This window comes from Plantactinospora sp. CA-294935, from assembly GCF_050936445.1.
Classification (GTDB): domain Bacteria; phylum Actinomycetota; class Actinomycetes; order Mycobacteriales; family Micromonosporaceae; genus Plantactinospora.
Genome location: NZ_JBNJMU010000001.1, coordinates 6,755,388 through 6,776,879, shown reverse-complemented (window position 1 = coordinate 6,776,879; position 21,492 = coordinate 6,755,388). Strand labels below are relative to the sequence as shown.

Sequence of the window (21,492 nt, the reverse complement as noted above, 5' to 3'; positions counted from 1 at the left end):
CGGACCGCAACGGCGTCGGCCCTGCCGGCAGGTGGGGACCGTACGGCGTGTCGAACGGAGGCCGGCGCTAACGAGTACCGTCCGGGCCCGCCGCCCGCTGCCGCTGCCAGTCCGCCCGGTCCAGCGCGTACTCGACGTCGCCGTGCTCGTCACCGGGGATCCGGTCCGGCCAGTCCGCGTGGAACACCCGGACCAGCCGCAGGCCGGACTTCTCCATCACCCGCCGCGACGCGGTGTTCACGACCATGGTCTCGGCCAGCACCCGCCGTACGCCCTGCTCGGCGAAGGCCTTGTCGATCAGCGCCCGGCTGCCCTCCGTGGCGTACCCCCTGCCCCAAGCGGAACGGCGGAGCCGATAGCCCAACTCCGGCTCGTCCGCCGGATGTCCCTCACCCGGCCGGAGGTGGAACCACCCGAGGAACTCCCCGGACGCCCGCTCCTCGACGGCCCAGAACCCGAGCCCCGGCGACTCACGGTAGTAACGCAGCCATCGCGGCAGGACCACCTGCTCGACGTACTCCCGGGGCGTCGGCCGACCACCGTTGATGAAGTACATGACCTCGGGGTCGGCGTCGAGCGCGACGAGATTGTCGACATCCGCCCCGGTGAACTCCCGGAGCACCAGACGCGGGGTCGTGAGATGGATGGCCATCGGTTCACTATGCCGCGCCCGGGCAGCTATCCCAAGGCGTCGAAATCGGCGATGACCTCGTCGATCGTGTGCCGGGCCTCGGCCGCGTACCCGGGTGCCCGGTCCTGGTAATAGGGCAGCGCGATGAGCGCGATCGACAGTGCCCGGCCCCGGGCCCGCCGCCAGGTGGCGGCGTCGGCGTCGTCGACCGCTGCCCGGAACGTGCCCCGGGCGCCGGCCGGCAGCAGGTTCCAGGCGACGATCAGGTCGCAGGCCGGGTCGCCGACACCCACGGTGGCGAAGTCGATGACCGCGCTGAGCCGCCCGTCCACGGTGAGCAGGTTGCCGGGCATCAGGTCGGCGTGCACCCAGGTGGGCGGGCCCGCCCAGGGCGGGGCGTGCAGGGCGTCGTCCCAGGCGGCGGTGGCCGCGTCGGTGTCGACGGTCCCGCGCAACTCGGCGATCGCGTTCCGGGTGTGCACGTCCAGGTCCGCCAACGGCCCGCCCCGGTAGGCCGGCGGACCGTCCGGTAGCCCGACGGACCGGAGGGCGCGGACGAATCCGGCCAGGTCGGCGGCGAGGTCGTCCGCCGCGGCGAGCTGGCCGGGGACCGGGTTGGCGCCGGGAAGCCAGCGCAGCACCGACCAGTTCCACGGGTACCCCTCGGCGGGTTTCCCCACCGCCACCGGAGCCGGTACGGCGACCGGCAGGTACGGCGCCAGCCGTCGTAACCAGTGGTGCTCCGCCGCCTCCTCCCCCGCCGCCCACGGCACCCGGCACAGCCGCACCACCAGTTCCGGGCCCAGCCGAAACAGCGCGTTCACGGTGCCGGAGGCGGCCACCGGACGCACCGGTTGGTCCGCCCACTCGGGGAACTGCCCGGCGACCAGCCGGGCGACCAGCTCCGCCGAGATGTCGATCTCATCCTCGTGCATCTTCGGAACGGGCAAGACAGCTCTCCTGATCAAGGGGCAGACTTGCGGCAGCATCGCCGATGGGCGAGGGCCGGGGCAACCGGGTTAGGTCGTTCCGGCCGGTACGCCGACGCCCCGGATCGCCCGCGCAGGACAGGAGGACCCTTGCCGCCGACCTCGAAGCCCCTGCGCAAGCTGGGGTTCCTCACCATCGGGCTGTTCGACGCCGCCGACCCACGCCGGGGCCACGAGACGACCCTGGAGATCATCACGCTCGGCGAGCGGCTGGGCTTCGACAGCGCCTGGGTGCGGCACCGCCACCTCCAGTACGGCATCTCGTCCCCGGTCGCCGTCCTGGCGGCGGCCTCGCAGCGGACCAGCCGGATCGAGCTGGGCACCGCCGTCATCCCGCTCGGCTGGGAGAACCCGCTGCGCCTGGCCGAAGATCTGGCAACGGTCGACATCCTCTCGGGTGGCCGGCTCAACCCGGGCGTCAGCGTCGGCCCGCCGATGCACTACGACCGGGTCAGGCAGGCGCTCTATCCGGAGACCGCCGACGTCGAGGACTTCAGCTACCAGCGGGTACGCCGGCTGCTCGACGCCGTCCGGGGCGAACCGGTCACCGACTTCAGCGGGGTCGAGGGCTTCGAGGTCTACTCCGACCGGGTCCAGCCACACGCCGAGGGGCTGGGCCGGCGCATCTGGTACGGCGGCGGGAGCCTGCGCTCCGCACGGTGGGCCGGCGAGCACGGGATGAACTTCCTGACCAGCAGCGTGGTCAAGGCGGAGGAGTCCGAGGACTTCGCCGAGATCCAGCTCTCGCACATCCGTACCTTCCGGGCCCACCACCCCGACGGTGACCGGGCCCGGGTCTCCCAGGGGCTGGTCGTGATCCCGACCGACAGCGCGTCGCCGGAGCAACGCGCGAAATACCGGGGGTACGCCGAGAAGCGCATGCCCCGCACCGCCACGCCGCAGGGGCCGGCCCGGATGATGTTCGCGCCCGACCTCGTCGGCAGCTCGGCCGAGATCGCCGCGCGGCTGCACGCGCACCCCGCCTTCCAGGAGGTCGACGAGGTCGCCTTCGCCCTGCCGTTCACCTTCGGGCACGACGACTACGTGCAGATCCTCACCGATATGGCGACCCGACTCGGCCCGGCCCTCGGCTGGCGCCCGACGGCCCCGCCCGACCAGGCTGCGGAGCGGACGTGACCGGCGACAGCGCGCAAGCCCGCCCCGGCCTGGCACCCGGTGCCCGCTCGCCCGTCGGCACCATGTTCGCCGCGCTCTACGGCAGCCTGACGCCGCACCCGTGGCGGGACCCGCACAGTGCCGCGGACGCGTACGCGCTGTTCTACGAACGGTCGCTCGCGATGGGGTGGCTGGACGACGTCGGCGGGGTCGTCCGGATCACCGACGCGGGCATCGAGGAGCGGAAGACCGGGGCACCGGGCCTGTGGGGCATGAACGACGCCGGGCAGGACCATCCACTCGCCGTCCCCGACGCCTCCCTGGTCGCCTGGTTCCAGGTGGGGGTGGAGCCGCTGCCCGCCGACCGCCCGCTGCCGGTGCAGCCGTTCCTGCGCTGCGCCGGTGACGTGACGGCCCGGATCGGCACGCTGGACCTGCGGGCGGTGCAGGTGTTGCTGCCGGTGCAGGGCCTCGACCCCGCGTCGTCGCCTCCGGAGTACGCCGGGATGCCGTCGCTGCGTACCGCCGGCTGGTTCGGCGCCGGTGACCCGGGGTCACGTACGCCGGTCCGGGTCATCCTGGACAGCGGCCGGGCGCCGTCCGTCGCCTCGGCGGCACCGCCGATCCGGGAGCGGATGGGCCGGCTGGACCAGCACGTCTTCGAGTGCGACTCGTACTCACTGGCCGATCAGGATCCGCCACCCATGTCGCCGCCGTTCGACGACGGTTTCTGGAACGGCCCGCCCCGGCACCGGGTGACCTTCCAGGGGACGCTCACGGAGTGGTCGCTCGACGCGGTCGGCTGGCTGGGCGGTTTCCTCGCCGACCTGGCCGCCGGACAGGGGGTCGACACCCCGCTGCTGTTCACCGCCAGCCGGTCGTAGCCGGGCCGCTCGCCGGGTCGCCCGCGCCGGTCGGGATCGACCCGGGTAGCACCCGGGCCACCATGTCCATGCTGGTCCCGACGGGCGCTTTCATACTGCCTTCTCTGCGGTTGTTGTTCGGATTCGAAACGGTTTCGGTTGTCTGGTGGGTGGCGTGCCGGTGTGGCCGGCGTGGCCGGACTGTCGTGGTTGGAGATTACCGTCGGCCGGGCGCTGCGGGTGCGGCGGTGTCAGCTGAGCGCGACGGCCAGTTGGTCGTAGGTCGGAGCGAGTTGCTGCAACGTCTGGGCGGCGGATTCCGTGTGTCCGTTGACGATGTCGTGTTGGAGGCTGCCGACCAGTCGGGCTTGCTGGGTAGCGACGGCGGCGGCTTCCTTGCGGCCGAGGCTGGTGAGCGCGGTGGCGGCGTCGGTGAGCCGCCGAGCACCGACCCGGATCGCGAAATGCGTCAGGTGATCGTGTGTCTCGGGGTCCAGTCCGTCGGTTACCAGGTCAGCGAGGTGGTTCACCGCGGCGGCGCCGCCGATGGTGCCGGGTGGCACGGCGAGGTCGTCGCGTCCGCGCAGCCAGGCGACCGCGCCGGGCAGGGCCGCGCGCAGCGCGGCCTCGGTGGTGATCTCGCGGACCTGCTGGAAGTCGCCGCGCATCGTGTACGGCTCGGCGTGGTAGAAGGTGATCGTGTCGGCGCGCCATGCGGCCAGAAAGTCCTGGGTCGGCAGGGTCGCGTAGGGGCAGCCGTACGGATCGTGGAACCGGACCAGCGTGTCGTCGGCTTCCAGGACAGCTACGAAGTGGTCCGACCCGATGGGGCCGGTCATTCCGGGCACGTGACGCAGCAGGCCCATTTCCAGCGGTCCGGCCAGGACGGGGCCGGTCTTGACCGCTTCCTGGAGCATCGCCAGGGCTTGTTCGCCGTCGTCGGCGCTTTGTCGGCGGCAGGTCCAGCCGAGCAGCGCGATCGCATCGTCGATGCCGCGGTCGTCCCAGCCGTAAGGGTCGAACAGCGGCAGCCGCCCGCCGAGCAGATGTACGCCGAACGGCGAGCCGGTCAACACTTCGATGATCGATGGGGAGGGGGCCGTGGGGCCGAGGGCCATTGCCAGCGAGTTGGCGTAGCAGTAGGGCCCGGAACCGATGTAGGGATGCATACTTCAGCCTCTTTCGCTGGTCGAGATGGGGTAGGTGACGTCGAGGAGCGCGCCGTCGGTGCCGGGCCGGATCTCGACCGGGCTGGCGAGGCTGACCAGACGGTTCGCGTCGATCCACGCCTCCACCGTCTCGTAGGCGCGCAGGATGTCGGGGAACCCGGCGTCGGCTTCGGCGACCGGCAGGTAGACATCGGTGCCGGCCGGCGACAGCCGGACTCGCAAGTCATCGACGGGTTCGACGGAGCCGGTGAACGGCACCGCTACTTCGACAGGTCCGTCACTGTCGTGGGTGACGAACCCGTGGAACTGCACCAAGGTTGGTCCGTCGTGCGGCAGGCCGGTCGTCTGCAGCCGGGCACGGATGCGTTGCTGCGCGTCGGTGACGAAGGTGTCCAGCCCGCCGATGTGCACGCGCCGTTCCTGGCACAACAGCTTGCGTGGTGGCCTCACTCGCAGCCGTGGAGCGGCGGTGATCGGTGCAGCTGCACCATCGAGCGCCTCGATCAGCTCGCGCCGGTGTCGAAGGTGGGCCTCCTGGGCGGCCAGCCAGGCGCGCAGTTCGGCCTGGCGGCCGTGCGGGCTGAGCTCGATCAGAGTGGCGATGCGCGCCAGCGGCAGATCCAAGATGCGCAGCCGGGCGATCAGCCGACCGCGCGGGATCTGATCACGGTGATAGCGGCGGTAGCCGGTGGCCGGGTCGACACCGACGGGTACCAGCAGGCCCTGCTCGGCGTAGAGGCGCAGCGCCTTCGACGACAGCCGGGTCGCTGCGCCGAACTCGCCGGGCAGCATGAGGTCCGCGTCGTTCACCCGCCCAGCCTGGGCTATTCCCTTGGGGCGAGGTCAAGCTCATTCGCCTCCGCCATCCTCATCGCGGCGGTGCCGATGCCGGGCCCTGCCCGGCATGCATGGACGTGGAGACTAGTCGTGCCGTACCACAGTTCTCTGCGGCTCATCGAGGCGATCTGTGCGTCGTCGGTGTCAGGCCGCTCGCCGCGCCGCGACGATGAGGAAGTTCGGCAGGTGGGCATACGCCTCGATGTCCTCGGGGCCGTCGGCAGCGCTCTCGGGGTCGAGCCCCGGTTCGGCGACTTCGGTCACGTGGCAGCCGAGGCTGATGAGCTGGTTGAGGTAGGTCGAGACGGTGCGGTGGAAGTCGACGCCGCTCGGGCCCGGGATCTCGTACTCGTCCAGGTAGCGGCTGGTCCGGTACTGTCCGTGCTCGCGCCAGGTCGTCCACAGCTGTTCGAAACAGGGGTGGTTGACGGTGAACACGAACAGCCCGCCAGGTTTGAGCGCATGCACACAGGCGCGCATGGCGCCGGTCCAGTCCGGGACGGCGGGCAGGACCATGCTGGCGATCACCGCGTCGAACGGTGCGCCGAGCTCCGGCAGTGCGCACAGGTCGGCCTGAACGTAACGGATGCCTTGCGGCGCAACGGTTTCCTGCTCCACGGCGAAGTCGAACAGCGACTGGCCGGGCTCAACCCCGACGACGAGCGCGCCGCGATCGGCCAGCATCCGGCTCAGGTAGCCGTTGCCGCAGCCGGCGTCGAGCACCCGCTGGCCGGTCAGATCACCGAGCATGCGCAGCAGAACCGGATTGATCAGGTGGCGCTTGGCGAAATCGCCGTCGTGCGCCATCTGCTCCAGCACCGCACGCGGCATGGACCCCCACCGCTGGATCGCCGCCTCGTTGGTCCACTCGGTCACGATCTACCCCCTGCAATCATGGTCGCTTCGATGCCCCCGGTCGCGTCACCGCGACAGGCCGTGGCCTGGGGAGCCAGTCTTGTCCCTGGCCTGCTTTGTCGGCAGGACCGGGTTGAGCCGGAAGGAACCGGCGACTTTCTCCTCGGCCGCGCCGAGGGCCATCCCGATCTGCTCGGGTGTGATGGTGTCCAGGAACAACGCGGCGACCGCTTCGTCCACCGCCGTTGCGGAGAAGTTGCGGCACTGCGGCGTGCGGGCGGAGTCCTTGACCTGGCAGCTGTAGGTGACCTTGCGGTCACGGCGGTCGTAGCGGGTGCCGACCCGGCCCCCGCACACGCCGCAGAAGATGATGCCTTGACACAAGGCCATGCCTTCCCGCACCGGCCGGGCATTCTTCTGGGTGTTGTTCGCCGCCAGTTTCGCCTCGACGGTCAGGTAGTCCGACCAGGTCAGGTATCCCTCGTGGTGGTCCTCGATCACCACCGTCCAGTCCTCGCGGGCCCGTTTACGCCGCGCGGAGCGCACGCTGCCGTCGGGCTGCACCCGGCGCACGTCGCGGGTCTTGCCGAACGTGTAGGCGCCGGCATACGTGGGATTCTTCAACGCCTGCAGCACCCGGGCGTGCGTCAGCTTGCCCCACTTGAGCTGCCCGGCCCAGGCGCCGCCCCACGCCCGCTGCGGGAACAACCGGCCGGTCTCGGCGAACGCGCGGACCACCCCCAACGCCGACCCGGTGCGGCCGAACTCGGCGAACAGGTCAGTTACCGGGAGACCTCCAGGCCGAACACCGCGCCGACCTCGCCCATGCACATCCGGGCCACGATCTGCCGGTAGCCGTCGCGTTCGGCGCCGAACCGGCCCGACACGCCCAGGTCGGCGTCGACCACGACGATCTGCTCGGCCAGCCAGCCGAACTCGGCGGCGGTACCGACCAGACCGTACTGCCGCTGGGTCGACTCGGTGTTGAACCGCACCTGCGCCACCGTCGACTGCCGCACATACACGATCGCCAGCCTCGACAGATGCGAGCTGCTGATCTTCACCGTCGGGTTCACCGCCGGCCTGCCCGCCGCCGCGCAGCAGTGATTCGACCATGTTCGCCACCGCCATCACCGCCTGTTGACGGTCCCAACCCGACATCTGCTCCCGTTCCCGGTCGGTCACCCGTCTCATCTCCAGCGCCGTCCGCACTCGACGGATCCGCCGCGAGCGGGTCGATCGCATCGGCGAGCGTCCGCGCGGCCATCAGGCCATCCACTGCGAGACGGTCGACCGAGGCGGGCACGCCGCGATCGGTCCACTCCTGAGCCACGGTGACCCGTCGCCTCCCCTCGACCTCGCACACGAAGTACAGCCCGGTGCGCTTGCGCTGCGAAAACAGCACGACCAGGCGCTGACCTTTCAATGGATGGAAAGGGTGAGTGATCAGCAATGAGTCCGAAGACCACCTTGACTGACGAGCCGTATAGGGCACGGGTTCCGCGCCGGGGCGGTACCGGCGACCAGCGGCTCGGCCGGCATTCGTCCTGGGCCGAAGATCGCGCAGCCGAAGTGGCTTTCCGCTGGCCACCGCCTCGGTATGGTGTGGCGGTGCCGCCCCAGCAGTCGAACGACAAGGTGGTGACCTGGGAGGAGCTCTTCTTCGATCTGGCCTTCGTGTTCGCGCTGACCCAGTTCTCCCACGTGTTGCACCGCGACCAAAGTTGGGCGGGCGTCGGCAAGGCCCTGATCCTCTTCGTCACGGTCTACTGGATTTGGGGCGGCGCCGGCCTCTACACCGACCAGCGGAACGTCAGCATGGCGTCCGGCCGGCTCGTGATCCTCACGCTCGGTTTCGGCAGCGTGCTGCTGGCGATGACCATTCCCGACGCGTACGGCGAACGGGGTCTGCTCTTCGCCAGCACCGCCCTCGCCTCCCGGATCCTGTTGGGCCTCGTCACGCTGCGTACCCTGCCCCGTTGGCGGGCTTTCGTCTTCAGCCCGCACGGGGTGGTCGTGCTGACCGGTCCGCTGCTGCTGGCCGGCGCCCTGTCGCAGGGCACGGTCCGGATCGCGCTCTGGGCGGTCGCCGCCGTCCTCGACGTGTTGAGCCCCTGGCTTGCCGACAGGACCGTCCGGACGATCCGCGTGCAGCCACGGCACTACGCGCACCGCTACGGACTGTTGATCATTCTGGTGCTCGGCGAGTCCGTGATCCAGATCGGCGCGGCGTCCGTCGAAGAACCGCTGACGGCCGTCCGGGTGCTGACGATGGCCACCGGGTACGCCCTGGTCGCCGCGCTCTGGTGGACGTACTTCGGCTACGGCGTGCACACATTCCGGTGGGCGCTGGAGCGGGCGGAGGACCGGGAGCAGGCGGCGTTGCGGCGGGCGATCCTGGTCTACGGCCACCTGCTGTTCAGCCTTGCGATCATCGTGATCGCCGACGGTCTGGCAGACGTGGTGATGGCGCCGGTCGAGTTGCTGACCGGCGCCGAGATGACCAGGCTCGTCGGCGGCTGCGCCCTCTTCCTGGGCACCTTCACCTACACCCACTGGCGCATCCACCGGAAGGTCGCCTGGCGGCGGCTCGGCGTGGCCGCCGCCTGCTTCAGCCTGTTGCCGCTGGTGGCATTGCTGCCGGCGCTGGCCGCACTCGGGCTCCTGCTCCTGCTCGTGGCCGGGCTCGCCGTCATGGAGGAGATGTTCCGGCACCGGAACGCGACCCGCTCCGGCGGCATCCGACTCGAAGAGATGGACCGGGGCCCGGTCACGGGCGAGTGACCCCGTCCTGGCCGGGCACCCGTCGGCGACGCTTTGAGTGCGAATCACCGTTCCAGGCTGTGTGACGTAGCACCGGTACCGCTGGGCGGACGGCCCGGCTGACCAGGACGAGCGACCGAACGGCCGACCGGCGAGTAGTTGGTGCGCGGACTGTCGAGCTGGGTGCACAGACGGGGCACGCCAGAGCTGGGTTGCCGAGACGGCGCATGGCGATGCGGTTCTGGGTCGACGGGCCGGCCGGAAGTCGGGGGCCCGGAAGCTGGCGATTCCGGCGACGAGTGACCCACACCCCGGGACAGTGGGCGCACACGCGGGGCAGCTCGACAGTCCGCCCGGCAGATACCCCAACCCAACACCACCTCGGACCCGACCCGACGTCAGGAGATCGCCAGCCCGAAACGTATTCGGGCACGTCGCTTGACCGCCGATGCGGGTCGTTGGCTGCTCAGTTGCGCCCCGCCCGTCACGCCATCGCGGCCCTCTACCGACAACCCGTATAGGGTCCCCCTGGGAAAGTACGGCAGCGCGCGAGGGAGAGAGCCGGCGACGATGCAGGCGTCGGAGTTTCCGCGTGCGGTGGCCGCGGCCATGTCGATCGCGGCATCAGTTGACCTGACGGTTGACGACGCTGTCGTTCTTCAGGACTCGAACAAGCTGACTCTGCGTCTGCTGCCATGTGACGTCGTGGCCCGGGGGTCACCTGCGGCGGATCAGGTCGCGCACACCGAGATTGAGGTTGCGCAACGGCTCGCCGAATCCGGGAGCCCGGTAGCTGCTCTTGAGCCTCGAGTGGAGCCACGTGTCTACGAGCGTGCGGGGTTCGTGGTCACGCTGTGGAGGCTAATGCGTCCTGGGCCACGTTGGCGAACGTGCGGCGCCGTCGCAGTTCGCGGAGCAGGAACTCCGAAGGCGAAATGCCCGACCCTTTCCACGCCCTTCCAAGGTCGTTCCGCTGATTCCACGCTGATTCGAGGTCCGCCTCCTGGTTCCGGAATGCAGCCCGTCCACTGTCGCCGGTAAGCGTGCCACAACAGAACGTGATAGCGGGACCGCTCAGGACCGGCCAGACCGCCAGGGCGGAACCGAGGGGTCACTCCACTTCCCCCGTAGCGGAGTGACCCCCATCCAACAACCGGAGGACCGAACAGCAGGAGGGCGTGATGGCGAGGAGCGACCGGCGCGACGCGACACCGCCCCCGGAGGGCGCCGATGCGGAGATGCCGGCGGCAACCGGTACGCATCAGCGCCGTCCAGCCACGTTCCGGATACCACTGCATATTCCGGGATCGCCCGCAGATGGGTTTTGGCGCTGCCGTGCCAAGACTGCCGGGGAGCCGACAGCGGCCGGGGCGGCCGGAACCGCAGACTCCGGGGCACACATCGAACCACCCCGATTGGAGGCCCGATGCGACTCCGTCCCCGCATCCTCGCCACTGCCCTGGTCGCCGCGCTGGCGGCCACCGTCCTCGGCCCACCCGCGCCGAGCCAGGCTGCCGCCGCCGACCGGTTCGGCTTCGCGTACGTCGACAACCCGAGCCTGCCGGCCGCCTGGACGGTGCTCGACCCGGCCCGGCAGTGGGGTAGCTGGAAGACGGCCTTCCCCGGCCTGTTCGCCGAGGGGATGCGGCAGGCGCCGGGCCGCTACCTCGTCAAGTTTCCGCAGGTCGGCACCGGTTCACGCGGAAACGTGCACGTCACGCCGGTGAACCGGACCGGACATTACTGCGAGATCGTCCGCTGGGGACAGTCGGGGGCGGACGAGATCATCGACGTGCAGTGCCACAAGCCGGGCGGGGAGCGGGACGACACCCGGTTCACGGTGCTCTGGACATACAGCTCCGGTCTGGTGCCGACGGTCGAGGGCAGTCACGCCTGGCTCCAGTGGGGACCGGCGGCCATCGTGCAGGCGTACAACTCGGCAGGTGGCGGGGTGAGCGTCGTGCCGGGCGGGGTCGGGGTCTACCAGGTCCGGCTCGGCGGGGTCGGGGTGGCGGGCACGCTCGCCGGCAATCTCCAGGTGACGGCGGTGCAGCCGAACGCCGGACCGCGCCGCTGCAAGGTCGCACGCTGGGGCGCCAGCGGGCTCGACATCGTCGGGTACGTCACCTGCTTCGACCAGGGCGGGGCGCCGGTGGACAGCGAGTTCACCCTGTCGTACCACCGCGAGCGGGCCGTGTACGGCTCGTTCGGGCCGCCGAAGTACACCGGCTACTTCTTCTCGGCGGGCGCCGGCCAGACCAACTGGAACTATCCGGCCGGCGGGTTCGGGTTCAACTCGTCCGCCCCGCTCGCCCCGGCCGGCCGCTACCTGGTCACGTACCCGTTCCTGACCGAGGAGGAGACGCACGCCCAGGTCACCGCGTACGGCTCCGGCTCCAACTACTGCCACCTGACGCAACCCTGGAAGCTGAGCGCCGCCCCGGCCGCCGAGGTCGACACCATCTGCTTCGACAACACCGGCAGCCCCGCACCGCACGAGTTCCTCTCCACCTTCACCTCTCGGGTGTAGGCCGTTTCGCACGATGCCCGGATCACCGCCGTGGGCGCAACTGCGCCAGGATCGACCGGTCGGTGATCCGGGTGTCGTCGGCGAGCAGGAACGCCTTGCTGAGGATCAGCCCGAGCCGGTCCTCCTCGAACGGCAGGAAGATGTCGCCGGGCGCCTTCCGGCGGGCCGGCACGATGCAGAGGTAGGAGTCGTCCGGCTCCATCAGGATGTTCGCGCTGCCCAGGTGGATCTTGTATGTCCGCCGGTCGCCCCGGACGACGAGATAGCGGTCGGTCAGCTCACACCGGTCGGCGATCTTCGTCCGGGGCAGGATCCGGGCCAGCGCCTCGCGGCGGACGCGGGCGGTGCTGGTCAGTTCCCGGCTGTTCTCGGCCCGCCAGTAGTCGACGTACTGCGTCCGGCCGTCCGTCCAGAACGGATCGGCGGCGATCGAGGCGACCGCGACGAAGAGGTCCACGTCGCGCATCGCCTCGCTGAACAGCTCCACCGGCACCTCGGTCAGTACGCTCGGCCGCCAGGCACCCTCGCGCATCCGCTCGAACCACACCCGGCCGGTGCCGGCGCACTCCACCCCCTCCTCGCCGAGGTAGTCGTGGTGCAGCCCGACCCGCCACGCCCCGCCGGCCAGCACTCGCCACGCCTCCGCGCTGTCCCCGCCGTCCCACGGCCCGAGCATGCTGGTCGTCCAACCCCGCCCCTTGAGCAGCGCGTAGAGCTGCCGGTAGTGCACGACGTGCGCGGCGAACCGCAGCGAGTGGTCGCCGGTCTGCTCTTCGGCCGGGGTCAGCAGGTACACCTCGCGGAACGCCTGCCGGAGCGGCTGCCGCAACCGTCGCTCGGTGAGCAGGTCCCGCCAGGCCCGGACCTCGTCGACACCGGCCCGGACCGGATGCCACAACCGGATCGGCGCCTCCGGGCCGGGCGGGGGCAGCGGTCCGCCCGCGACGTCCCGGAACAGCTCACCGGCCTCGTCCGGCTCCCCCGCCCGCCAGCCGGCGTCCGGCAGCCCGGCCCGCCACCGCCCGGACGCGTCCGGGAACTCCCAGATCAGTCGACGGGCCACCTGCCAGCCGAGCCCGTTGCTCGCCAGTCCCTCCCGCCACTGCCGGTACGGCTGCGCCGAGGCCGCCGGAAAACCCGCCTCCAGGGTCCGGGCCAGCGCCGTGAGCTGGTCCTTGGCCTGCTTGACCCGAGCACGCAACTCCTTGAGCCGGTCCGGGTGGTCCCGCCGGACCGGCGCCGGCACGGTCGCCGAGAGCGTGCCGTCGGCGCGTCGCCAGCGCAGCAGCACGCCCTCCGAGGCGGTCAGCACGGCGTGGTGGTCACCGACCGGCACGACGCACCCGCCGTCGGCGTCGAAGCCGAGGTCGGGCAGCCGGAGCACCGCGTCGGGCCGCTCCGCGAGCCCGCGCTCGATCCGCTTCAGCATCCGGTCGAGCTGCTTCGGCACGCCCTTGTGCCGGACCACTCCCCGGGCGGCGACCAGCGCGGCCAGCGCGGCCGGCGTGGGGAAATCACCGACGGCCCGGGCCAGCTCGTAGAGCAGCGCCTGCGACGGCAGGGTGTTGGCGCCGGTCGGCGCGACCGCCACGCCGAGCAGCAGCGGGCGGAGCAACTCCGGCAGCCACGGCTCGTCGCGGAGCAGCGCGATCCGGGCAGCCCGGCCCAGCACCTCGACCTCGTCCCTGCCGAAGGCCCTGTCCGCCGCGTACGGCAGTTCGCCGGCCCGGATCGCGGCGACCCGGGCGTACGCGGCCTCGAGCGCCCGGCGGGCGAAGGAGACGTATTCCCCGATGGCGGCGAGCCGCTGCCAGGCGTCGGGAAGCTGCGGCGGGGTGACGTAGGACCGGTCGGGGCAGACCTCGGCGACCAGGAGTTGGGCGGTCACCCCGAGCTTCACCAGCAGGTCGAACTCGTCGCGGGCGAACGAGTGCAGCGACCAGGCGAAGAGTTTGGACAGCACCGGCCGGGTGAGCCCGCCGGCCAGCCCGGCGAGCGCGGCGACCGCGTAGGGCTCGGTGACCCGGCCGTACCCGAGCACGCCCCGGGCGATGACGCCGGCCGAGCGCCTCGCCGACTCCGGCCACGGGCCGTCGCAGCGGAGCAGGGCGCCGGTGGCCAGCGTCGGACTGGCGCTGTACGGCTCGGTCCCGACCCGCTCGGCCTGCACCGCCAGCAGTGCCGCGCACGACTCCGGGGTGAACCTCGGCTGCCGCTCCCGGAGCGCCTGCTCCACCGCCCACCGCACCGCCCAGCCGGGATGCTGGCCGGCGTTCTCGGGACGCGACAGGCCGCGGGCGGCCACCAGCAGTACCCCGAACTCCCGGTCACCGACCCGGGACAGGTCCACCGGCTGCCGCTCGGCGGCCGGCTCCTGATCCGGGTCGGTCATCCGGCGCAGCAGCGCGGCCGCGTACGGCGACAGCGGCACCGACATCACCGTCGTCTGCTCCACGCTGGACATCAGGCACCGGCCAGCGGCGCGAGGCGCGGAAAGCGCTGCTGCGCCGTTCCGTCGCCGCCCTGCTTGAACTCCGCCCCCGGCGGGAGGACGAGGCCGCCGTCAAGGCCCTCCGCCGCCCGGCTCGCCGCCCACCGTCGCTGCCCCGTGCTCGTCTCGCCCACGATGTCCCGCACCATGGCGCCGGAGTCTAGGGCGGACGTCCGACACCGCCACCCACCCACCGAAGCGGAGCGGACAGATCTCGACGACTTCTTGTGGTCCCGACAACAACAAGTCGTCCAGATCTCCGTCTGCCTGCCGGGATCAGATCAGGCCGGCGAGTTTGTAGAGGACCAGGGAACCGGCGACCGCTACGTTCAGGCTGAGGCCGGTGCCGAGCATGGGGATCTCCACTGCGGCGTCGAGGCTGTCCAGCGCCTCCGGCGGGATGCCGGTCGACTCGTGCCCGAGGACGACGATGGTGCGGCGCCGGGCGGTCGGCAGGTCGGCGAGCCGGACCGCCTCGTCGGTCAACTCGACGCCGAGCACCCGGGCGCCTGCCGCACGCTCCGCCGCCAGCCAACGCACCGGATTGCCGACCCGGTGTACGCAGCTCGGCCGGCGCAGCGTGTTTCCGCGCGCCAGCGCCTCGTCGACCCACCGCCAGGGCGGTACGGCCAGGCAGGCGCCGACCGCGTCACAGGTACGCAGCAGCGTGCCGAGGTTGGCGTTGTGCATCGGCCACAGCGGTGCCGCGACGAGATGGCCCCAGCAGCGGTGCGCCCGGCGACGGCGGGCGGCGGTCAGTTCACGGCGGGGACGGACCCGGATCGCCGGGCTCATCGGCGGACGGCGACTCCGCCGCAGGAAATGTCGATCATGATAGGTGTGCTTCTCGGCGCACACGGGCCATCGACGGGAAACCGTTGGGACCAGTGTAGCGGCAGACAGACCGTCCACCGGGCACCGGCCGAACACGAAGTACCCGAGCCCCAGAAGTCCACCATAGACGGTGACGTACTCCCGCAGTCGGGCTCGGCCGCCACGTCGCAGCGGGCACATCGCGGTCGGCGGCCCGCCGACGGGTTACATCGCGGTCGGCGCCCCCCGACGGTTACATCGCGGTCGGGCCGGGCGTCGTGGCCGGCTCGGCCGGCATCGGGATCTGTAGGAAGGTCGTGCCGCGCAGGTCCAGCCAGGCGCTGGTCGGGGTACGCACCAGCCGGAGCATCACCTCCTCGCAGGCCGGACAGCGGGCCACCACCCCGGGTGCGTTCGAGTAGACCCGCAGCGTGGCCATCGGGCCGGTCCGCCCGCAGGAGGCGCACCGGCCGGTCGCCGTGGTCAGGTCCACCGCGAACACGTCCCGCATCGGCCCGGCCAGCACGTTGCCGTCCAGGTAGTCCGTCCGCCCCGGGTCGGGTCGGAGCTGCTCGGTCATCTCGCCTCCAGGGTCGGCGGGTTCAGCCGGTCGGACCGAACCGTTCGGTCTTGATCCGCCGGGGCTCGTGCCCGAGCGCGACCAGGATGTCGGAAACCGCCTCGACGAAGCCGGTCGGCCCGCAGACGAAGTTGACCGGTTCGAGCTGTGCCGGCCAGCCGTGGGTGTTGACGTCGGCGACGGCGACCCGGTGCGCCTGGGCGGAGAACCCTTCCGGCACCTCCCGGGTGTAGACGTAGGCGACGTCGAGGCCACGGTCGTCCCGGGTGCGCCGACGCAGCTCGTCGGCGAAGTAGACGTCCCGCTCGGAGCGGACCGAGTAGATCAGCCGGAACGGTGTCCGGCTGTCGGCGTCCCGACGGGCCCGGATCATCGCCATCAGCGGCGCGATGCCCGAGCCACCGCCGACCAGCAGCACCGGCGAGGGGTCGGTCACCCGCCAGACGAAATAGCCGCCGACCGGGCCGCGGACCTCGATCTGGTCGCCGACCGAGAGGCCGTCGAGCAGGTACGGCGAGACCTCGCCGTCCGGCACCCGCTGGACGGTGACCTCGATCCGGTTGCCGTCGGCCGGCGCGGAGACCGAGTAGCTGCGGGCCGCCTGGTAGCCGTCCTCGGCGGTCAGCCGCAGGTCGACATGCTGCCCGGGCAGGTGCCCCGGCCAGTCCGGTACCTCCAGCACCAGCGTGCCGGAGGTGGCGGTCTCGGGCCGGCGGTCGACCAGCCGGGCGACCCACCAGCCGGTCCGCTTCATCAGTCTCCCTGGTACCGCTGTTCGCGCCATGGGTCACCGTAATCGTGATAGCCGGCGGTCTCCCAGAAACCGGGCTCGTCGGTCAGGCCGAGGCGGATGCCGCGCACCCACTTCGCGGACTTCCAGAAATACAGGTGCGGCACCAGCAGCCGGGCCGGGCCACCGTGCTCGGCGGGCAGGTCGGCACCGTCGTACCGGTGCACCACCCAGGCCTGCCCGTCACGCAGGTCGTCCAGCGGCAGGTTGGTGGTGTAGCCGCCGTACGACTGCACCAGCGCGTAGTCGGCGGCGGTGTCGACGCCGTCGAGCAGGGTGTCCAGGGAGACGCCCTGCCAGTTGGTGCCGAGCTTCGACCAGTGCGTCACGCAGTGGATGTCCACCGTCGGCGTCTCGTTGGGCAGTGCCCACATCTCGTCCCAGCTCCACCGGAACTCGGTACCGGTCTCGGTGGTGATCACGAACTCCCAGTCCGTCAACGGCACCCGGGGGGTGGGGCCGGCGGAGAGCACGGGAAAGTCCTCCGTCAGGTACTGCCCCGGTGGCAGGTTCGGCTCGGCCTGCCGACGCCGGCCCTGGAAGCCTGGTGACACGATGCCCACCCGCTAGTCCTACCACCTCCCGGTGCACCGCAGGTTACAACCGGGGTTTTTCCGGCCGGGCACCGGCACGCGGGGCAGCCGTCAGGACCGGTCCGGTCGGGCGGCCGCCGAGCCGGTCCGCTGGTCCGGTGCCGGCCGCCCCGGCGGCTCGTCGACCTCGCCCAGCACCTCGGCGGGCAGCCCGGGCCAGTACGCCGACGCGCTGTCGAGGAAGTAGTCCTCGCCCGGGTCCCAGGTGTGCCCGGTGGCCCGCCGGTGGTAGACATAGCCGAGCGGGTGGGTCCGGTAGATCCCGCCGCCGTCCCGGCGTACCCGGTCCAGCAGTCCTAAGTCGACGGAGCGGGGTACCGGCCGCCAGCCACCGACCGCCTCCAGGTCGCCCCGGGCGATCAGGATCGTGCCGCCGGCCACCACCTGGCAGTCGGACTCGGCGGTGCCGGACGGCCGGCGCAGCGTCACACCCCGGTTCTCCAGGTGCACGAACTCGGAGCCCTTGCCCACCAGCGTCGCACCGGAGTAGTGCCGGGCCAGCACCAGGTCCCAGAGGTGTTCGGCGGCGTAGCTGTCGTCGTCGTCGAACTTGCTGACCAGGCTGCCCCGGGCCCGCCGGGTCGCGGCACCGAGCGCGGCCCCGAAACTGGCGGCGGCCGGCACCCGGACGATCTCGTACGGCCGGCCGCAGCCGGCCAGCGTGACCCGGACCGGTTCCGGCAGCTCGACGCCGTGCAGGCAGAGCACGATCTCCAGCTCCGGGTACGTCTGCGCGGCCAGCATCCGGACCGCCTCCGGCAGCCGTTCGGGGCGCCGGGTCGCCAGGATCGCGCTCACCGACGGCACCGGACCGAGCTGCGGGAACACCGCCGAGGCGAGCCGAGGCACGGCGAACGCGGCGGCGTGCCCGCGCAGCGCCGCCCGCCGCTGCACCACGCTGCGCGCCTCCAGCGCCAGCGTCCCGGTCTGCGGCACCGGGGCGGTCAGCAGGACCCGCAACTCCGGCGCGATCAGCTCGGCGACACGCTCCGGCAGCACCGGCACGGAGAGCACCGCGCCGGTCATCGCGATCTGCACCAGCAGCGCCGCCACCGCCACCGGGTCGGTGTCGGGGACCTCCGGGCAGTCGACCACGCCGGTCTGGCGCAGCGTGGCGAGCACCGGCGCGGTCACCCCGGGCCCGTCCAGCGGGTACGCCCCCGGGCCGGGCCGGCGGGCGGGGGTGAAGTCGAGGCGTACCCGGGGAGCGTCCGGCCGGTAGCAGTCGGGCCGGCGGCCGCGCGGGTTGATCCGGAGCGCGTCGACCAGTACGGCCGGTGGGGCGTCCGGCGCCTCGGCCCCGTGCCGGGTAGCCGACCAGCCGACCGCGTACGGCGGAGCGCCCGACCCCACCCCGGTGCCGCCCGGCGCCCGCAGCAGCACGTCGTACGCCCGGATGTCGGGGCTGCCGACCAGCTCGCCGAGCAGCACCGTCCCACCCGCCGGCAGGTACGCCGGCAGCGTCCCGTGGCTGGTCAGACTCGGCCCGGCCGGTGCCGGCAACGGCCGCCCCGGTGCCAGCGCACCCAACGCCGCCCGCAGCACCTCGCGCAGTTGCGCCGGCCGGGACAGCCGGACGCTGACGACGGCGGTACCCCGGCCCCGGCCGGGCAGCGCCACCCGGTGCCGGCGCAGGTGGTCCAGCGGCCCGATGCCGCTCGACCAGCCGCGCCGGGGCGCCCGCCAGTACGCCACCACGACGACCGCCCGGCGGGTCGGGCGCAGCGAGACGGGCTCGACCAGCAGGTCCCGGAGCCGGTCGGTCGAACCGGCGACGACCAGCACCCGGGGTACGCCCGGGATCCGCAGCACACGCAGGCCGACCAGCCGGCCGAGCCGTTCCGCCCGGTTGGGTCGTGGCGCACCCACCAACCGCCAGTGATCGAGCCACTCCACCTGGTGACGATACGTCCTGTCGCGGCCGATCGCCGGCAACCACCCGGGTCGACACGGCGACCACGCCGGCGTGTCCTATCGTGCACGGATGATCGCACCCCGACCGACCGGGACCGGCCCGCTCACCGGCGTCCGGATCGTCGAGCTGGCCGGCATCGGCCCCGGCCCGTTCGCCGCGATGGTCCTCGCCGACCTGGGCGCCGACGTGGTCCGGGTGGACCGGGTCGGCGAGGTCCGGCCGGAACGGTTCGGCACTCCCCATCCCGACCTGCTCAACCGGGGCCGCCGGTCGCTCGCCGTCGACCTCAAGACGCCGGCCGGCCGGCAGGTGGTGCTCGACCTGGTCAGCGCGGCCGACGTGCTGATCGAGGGCTTCCGGCCGGGCGTCACCGAGCGGCTCGGGCTGGGCCCGGACGACTGCCTGGCGGTGAACCCCCGGCTGGTCTACGGCCGGATGACCGGCTGGGGCCAGGACGGCCCGAATGCCCGGTACGCCGGGCACGACATCGACTACCTGGCGCTGACCGGCGTACTGCACGGGATCGGCCGGGCCGGCGAGCGGCCGGTGCCGCCGATGAACCTGGTCGGCGACTTCGGCGGCGGCGGAATGCTGCTGGCCCTCGGCGTGGTCTGCGCGCTCTTCGACATCCGGGGCGGCGGCACCGGGCAGGTGGTGGACGCGGCCATGGTGGACGGAGTGTCACTGCTGGCCACGATGATCCACTCAATGCGCGGGATGGGCCAGTGGGGCGACGACCGGGGAGTGAACATCTTCGACGGTGGCGCCCCGTTCTACGACACCTACGAGTGTGCCGACGGCCGGCACCTGGCGGTGGGCGCGGTAGAGCCGCAGTTCTACGCCGAACTGGTCCGGCTGACCGGCTTCCCGCTGCCGCCGGACGAGGCGCTGGACCGCACCGATCCGGCGAACTGGCCGGCGCTGCACGACGCCTGGGCCCGGCTGTTCCGCACCCGTACCCGGGACGAGTGGGCCGCCCTGCTGGAACACACCGACGCCTGCGTGGTACCGGTCCTCGACTGGCGGGAGGCGCCCCGGCACCCGCACCTGGCCGCCCGGGACGTCTTCGTCGTGCACGCCGGAGCCGAGCAGCCGGCCCCGGCGCCCCGGTTCAGCCGTACGCCGGGGTCCATCCGCCGGCCGCCGCCGCAGCCCGGCGAGCACACCGACGAACTGCTGGCCGAACTCGGCCTCGACGCCGACCGGATCAGCCGACTCCGGACCGACGGCACCGTCGCCTGAGCCAGCCGGCCGGCGGTCCGGGAACTACCGACGGTCGCCGTCCTCCCGGTGCAGCCAGTCGAGCAGGTCCGCCGGGCCCAGCGTGGCCAGCCGGCGGCGGTAGTGCGCCACCTCGTCGGGACGCAGCAGTTCCCGTCCCGCCCCGTTGCCGCCCCGCCGGAAGAACGCCGCCTGGCTCTTCAGCACCCCGGACCGGTCCGGCACCAGCTCCGGCGCCCGGTCCCGCATCCGGGTGAAGGTGGCCGCCTCGACCAGCGCCGGCCAGCGCCGCTCCGGCACCTCGATCCCGAGCCGCCGCGCGATCTCGCGCATCTGCCCGGCGAGGTCCGCGGAGAGGTCGGCGTAGTGCACCAGCAGCACGTTGGGCAGGTGCCGCCGGGCCCAGGCGTCGCGGAGGTGCCACAGCACTCCCGGCAGGGAGTCGAGTTCCTCGGCCGGTGCGACGTCCCGGTCGATCCAGGACAGCAGCCACTCCCGCACCGGTGGACGTACCCGGGGTGGGCCGGTCGGCGCCGGCTGCCCGGTGAGCCGCGCGACCCGCTCCCGGTCCAGGTTTCCGCTCTGGTGGTAGAGCGACACCGCCATGTCCAGCGGATCCCGGGCGACCACGACGTAGGTGGCACGCTCGTCCAGGGGAATCCCGTCCAGCGGGGTGTGTGTCTTGACGAACCGGCGGTGCGGCTGGGCCTGGAGCGCGGCGACGACGTCGTCCCGGGGCTCGCCGAGCCAGTCGAGCCAGGGTGACAGCTCGGCCAGCGGCGCCGGCAGCTCCGGCCGTTGGAAGACCAACAGCGCGCAGATCATCTGCATCCAGGTGGTGCCGCTCTTGGAGCGGGTGCTGATCACGATGTCACCCGGGCGGAACGGGAAGCCGGTCCACCGGGCGCTGTCCTCGTCGCCGGACCGGTACCGGACGGAAGCTTCGGGCATTCGGCCGAGGATACCGGCCGGTGATCCATCCGCCCGGGCAGGCGTGAGGGTGCGTACAACGGGTATCCGGCCGGCCGGTGAACCAGACAACGGGCGAGGAGCGGGATCCCATGGTGACTAACGCGGACGTACTGCGGTACCTGGAGTCGATGGACTTTCCGGCGCCCAAGGAGGACATCGTCCGGGAGGCCGAGCGCGCGGGGGCGCCACGCGAGGTACTCCAGGCGCTGCGCGGGATGCCCCCGGTGGACTACCAGAACACCGAGGAGGTGGCCCGGTCCGCCAAGACCGACCTGGCCCCGGACGCCAGCCCGGCGGAGATGGCCGCCAAGACCCGCGACCGTACCCACCAGCGGGTCGCCCGGCACCAGCGCCAGATCTGACT

22 protein-coding genes are annotated in these 21,492 nt (G+C 72.1%); 6 read left to right on the top strand and 16 right to left on the bottom strand.

The genetic code is table 11. The features are described 5' to 3' along the window. Positions 1–67: 67 nt before the first annotated feature. On the bottom strand, positions 68–652 hold the full coding sequence (locus ACQEVC_RS29715) for a GNAT family N-acetyltransferase (protein ID WP_432883991.1): 585 nt from the start codon (positions 650–652) through the stop codon (positions 68–70). Positions 653–678: 26 nt separating this feature from the next. Continuing rightward, positions 679–1,581 (bottom strand): aminoglycoside phosphotransferase family protein, encoded by a 903-nt coding sequence (locus ACQEVC_RS29710; protein ID WP_432883988.1) that lies wholly within the window; start codon positions 1,579–1,581, stop codon positions 679–681. Between the two features lie 129 nt (positions 1,582–1,710). Here ACQEVC_RS29710 and ACQEVC_RS29705 point away from each other — a divergent pair, with 129 nt between their 5' ends. Both ACQEVC_RS29705 and ACQEVC_RS29700 read left to right on the top strand, forming a co-directional pair. After that, positions 1,711–2,757 carry an LLM class flavin-dependent oxidoreductase gene (locus ACQEVC_RS29705; RefSeq protein ID WP_432883985.1) on the top strand — a complete coding sequence of 349 codons (1,047 nt, stop codon included), beginning with the start codon at positions 1,711–1,713 and terminating at the stop codon, positions 2,755–2,757. Further along, positions 2,754–3,620 carry a hypothetical protein gene (locus tag ACQEVC_RS29700; protein WP_432883982.1) on the top strand — a complete coding sequence of 289 codons (867 nt, stop codon included), beginning with the start codon at positions 2,754–2,756 and terminating at the stop codon, positions 3,618–3,620. Before ACQEVC_RS29705 ends, ACQEVC_RS29700 begins: the two co-directional genes overlap by 4 nt. Before the next feature lie 230 nt (positions 3,621–3,850). Here the strand turns inward: ACQEVC_RS29700 and ACQEVC_RS29695 are convergent, their stop codons facing one another. The 6 genes from ACQEVC_RS29695 to ACQEVC_RS29670 form a co-directional block, all read right to left on the bottom strand. Beyond that, positions 3,851–4,768 carry a hypothetical protein gene (locus ACQEVC_RS29695; RefSeq protein WP_432883979.1) on the bottom strand — a complete coding sequence of 306 codons (918 nt, stop codon included), beginning with the start codon at positions 4,766–4,768 and terminating at the stop codon, positions 3,851–3,853. Between the two features lie 3 nt (positions 4,769–4,771). Further along, the gene (locus ACQEVC_RS29690; protein WP_432883977.1) at positions 4,772–5,578 is read right to left on the bottom strand and encodes a MerR family transcriptional regulator; all 807 of its coding nucleotides are present in this window, start codon (positions 5,576–5,578) and stop codon (positions 4,772–4,774) included. A 171-nt stretch (positions 5,579–5,749) separates the two neighbouring features. After that, complete coding sequence (locus tag ACQEVC_RS29685) at positions 5,750–6,481, bottom strand: class I SAM-dependent methyltransferase (RefSeq protein ID WP_432883975.1); 732 nt, start codon at positions 6,479–6,481, stop codon at positions 5,750–5,752. A 45-nt stretch (positions 6,482–6,526) separates the two neighbouring features. Continuing rightward, the gene (locus ACQEVC_RS29680) at positions 6,527–7,198 is read right to left on the bottom strand and encodes a recombinase family protein (RefSeq protein ID WP_432883972.1); all 672 of its coding nucleotides are present in this window, start codon (positions 7,196–7,198) and stop codon (positions 6,527–6,529) included. A gap of 44 nt (positions 7,199–7,242) precedes the next feature. Further along, positions 7,243–7,524 (bottom strand): hypothetical protein, encoded by a 282-nt coding sequence (locus ACQEVC_RS29675; RefSeq protein WP_432883969.1) that lies wholly within the window; start codon positions 7,522–7,524, stop codon positions 7,243–7,245. A gap of 8 nt (positions 7,525–7,532) precedes the next feature. Next, on the bottom strand, positions 7,533–7,913 hold the full coding sequence (locus tag ACQEVC_RS29670; protein WP_432883967.1) for a DUF5372 family protein: 381 nt from the start codon (positions 7,911–7,913) through the stop codon (positions 7,533–7,535). Between the two features lie 158 nt (positions 7,914–8,071). On the opposite strand from ACQEVC_RS29670, the gene ACQEVC_RS29665 reads away from it, so the two are divergent. Together ACQEVC_RS29665 and ACQEVC_RS29660 are read left to right on the top strand one after the other, a co-directional pair. Next, positions 8,072–9,244: a low temperature requirement protein A gene (locus ACQEVC_RS29665; RefSeq protein ID WP_432883965.1), complete on the top strand. Its 1,173-nt coding sequence runs from the start codon at positions 8,072–8,074 to the stop codon at positions 9,242–9,244. A 1,405-nt stretch (positions 9,245–10,649) separates the two neighbouring features. Then, positions 10,650–11,753, top strand: coding sequence for a hypothetical protein (locus tag ACQEVC_RS29660; protein WP_432883963.1), 1,104 nt, complete (start codon positions 10,650–10,652; stop codon positions 11,751–11,753). Between the two features lie 22 nt (positions 11,754–11,775). Here ACQEVC_RS29660 and ACQEVC_RS29655 read toward each other — a convergent pair whose 3' ends face one another. From ACQEVC_RS29655 to ACQEVC_RS29625, 7 genes are all read right to left on the bottom strand, one after another. Then, positions 11,776–14,217, bottom strand: coding sequence for a DUF4132 domain-containing protein (locus ACQEVC_RS29655; protein WP_432883960.1), 2,442 nt, complete (start codon positions 14,215–14,217; stop codon positions 11,776–11,778). Further along, positions 14,217–14,393, bottom strand: coding sequence for a hypothetical protein (locus ACQEVC_RS29650; RefSeq protein ID WP_432883957.1), 177 nt, complete (start codon positions 14,391–14,393; stop codon positions 14,217–14,219). Before ACQEVC_RS29650 ends, ACQEVC_RS29655 begins: the two co-directional genes overlap by 1 nt. Before the next feature lie 127 nt (positions 14,394–14,520). After that, positions 14,521–15,039, bottom strand: a complete 519-nt coding sequence (locus ACQEVC_RS29645; protein ID WP_432883954.1) for a TrmH family RNA methyltransferase — start codon at positions 15,037–15,039, stop codon at positions 14,521–14,523. Between the two features lie 271 nt (positions 15,040–15,310). Then, on the bottom strand, positions 15,311–15,637 hold the full coding sequence (locus tag ACQEVC_RS29640) for a DUF6510 family protein (RefSeq protein ID WP_432883952.1): 327 nt from the start codon (positions 15,635–15,637) through the stop codon (positions 15,311–15,313). Positions 15,638–15,659: 22 nt separating this feature from the next. Further along, positions 15,660–16,391 carry a ferredoxin reductase gene (locus tag ACQEVC_RS29635; RefSeq protein ID WP_432883950.1) on the bottom strand — a complete coding sequence of 244 codons (732 nt, stop codon included), beginning with the start codon at positions 16,389–16,391 and terminating at the stop codon, positions 15,660–15,662. Next, the gene (locus ACQEVC_RS29630) at positions 16,391–16,981 is read right to left on the bottom strand and encodes a molybdopterin-dependent oxidoreductase (protein WP_432891752.1); all 591 of its coding nucleotides are present in this window, start codon (positions 16,979–16,981) and stop codon (positions 16,391–16,393) included. The genes ACQEVC_RS29635 and ACQEVC_RS29630 overlap by 1 nt, the downstream gene beginning before the upstream one ends. A 90-nt stretch (positions 16,982–17,071) precedes the next feature. Further along, positions 17,072–18,916 carry a glycosyltransferase gene (locus tag ACQEVC_RS29625; RefSeq protein ID WP_432883947.1) on the bottom strand — a complete coding sequence of 615 codons (1,845 nt, stop codon included), beginning with the start codon at positions 18,914–18,916 and terminating at the stop codon, positions 17,072–17,074. 88 nt (positions 18,917–19,004) lie between these two features. Between ACQEVC_RS29625 and ACQEVC_RS29620 the strand changes: the two genes are divergently transcribed. Continuing rightward, a complete protein-coding gene (locus tag ACQEVC_RS29620) occupies positions 19,005–20,177 on the top strand; it encodes a CaiB/BaiF CoA transferase family protein (protein WP_432883945.1) in 1,173 nt (390 codons plus the stop codon). 24 nt (positions 20,178–20,201) lie between these two features. On the opposite strand, the gene ACQEVC_RS29615 is transcribed toward ACQEVC_RS29620, so the two are convergent. Next, the gene (locus ACQEVC_RS29615) at positions 20,202–21,107 is read right to left on the bottom strand and encodes a sulfotransferase domain-containing protein (RefSeq protein ID WP_432883942.1); all 906 of its coding nucleotides are present in this window, start codon (positions 21,105–21,107) and stop codon (positions 20,202–20,204) included. A gap of 110 nt (positions 21,108–21,217) precedes the next feature. On the opposite strand from ACQEVC_RS29615, the gene ACQEVC_RS29610 reads away from it, so the two are divergent. Next, positions 21,218–21,490: a DUF2795 domain-containing protein gene (locus tag ACQEVC_RS29610; RefSeq protein ID WP_318394029.1), complete on the top strand. Its 273-nt coding sequence runs from the start codon at positions 21,218–21,220 to the stop codon at positions 21,488–21,490. The last annotated feature ends 2 nt before the right edge of the window (positions 21,491–21,492 follow it).